Source organism: Paenibacillus sp. IHBB 3054 (genome assembly GCF_051594305.1).
Lineage (GTDB): Bacteria > Bacillota > Bacilli > Paenibacillales > Paenibacillaceae > Paenibacillus_AQ.
Map to the genome: position 1 here is coordinate 1 of NZ_JBOFBG010000133.1, position 821 is coordinate 821.

The following is an 821-nucleotide window of genomic DNA, read 5'->3' on the forward strand; positions in this document are numbered from 1 at the left end:
GTTCTGCTAAAATAGGATCATATAAATCAAGTGAGGTCGATCGAAATGAAATTAATGGACGAGCTTATTGATGCTTACTTGGATAACAACTTTGAGCACCCGTACTATTTGGATCTGCATACTGGACAAGTCATTCTGGATTTGGATGAGGCGTATACAGGAGAACCGGGAATCGACTGGGATGACGAGGAAAACGAAGAACGCTATATCGATATTCCAAAGATTGATTCAAATGAAGCATTTTATGTAATGACAAAATTTGCTCAGCGTACTGAATCCGATCCTGAGGATAAATTATTTGATGCTCTTGATGGTAATAAACCTTTTAGAAGGTTTAAGGATACGCTTGATAGATTGGATATTTGGGGAGAGTGGAACAAGTTCGAAAACAAGTATGCAGAAGAAGCAATCCAATCGTGGATGGATCAGTTTGAGCTGGATTACAATGAATTGAGCGAAAAGCACAATAATAATCATCCTTTTTCACAATGAAAGGGCGTAGTACGTTTGAATAGACAAGAGTTACAGAAGAAGGTTCGTCATACGGTGCAACAATTGATCTGGGAAAAAGGGTATGCGAGCCCACTGGATTTGTTCTTGAAGATGGAAAAGGTCTCTCCGAAGCTTGTTGAGGAATGGAGATTAGGAAGGATTCCATACCTTGAACGGGTTCTTCATGGTAACTTGGGTCAATTCAGCTTCATCATGAAAGAATTCCGAAAAACTGCAAGGGAGATCAACCTTAAAGAATCCTATACCGCCTATATGTCCTGGGGAAAAGGTTCGAAACGTCCGCTACGTTTCTCGAAATCAGGTAACGA

Annotated in this window: 2 protein-coding genes; both read left to right on the plus strand. The window is 40.2% G+C overall.

Annotation, left to right across the window (positions count from 1 at the left end):
- Positions 1-45: 45 nt before the first annotated feature.
- Positions 46-492: a UPF0158 family protein gene (locus ACQ76X_RS36065; RefSeq protein ID WP_438498687.1), complete on the plus strand. Its 447-nt coding sequence runs from the start codon at positions 46-48 to the stop codon at positions 490-492.
- Positions 493-507: 15 nt separating this feature from the next.
- The coding region (locus tag ACQ76X_RS36070; RefSeq protein WP_438498688.1) for a hypothetical protein at positions 508-821 on the plus strand (314 nt) is incomplete at its 3' end.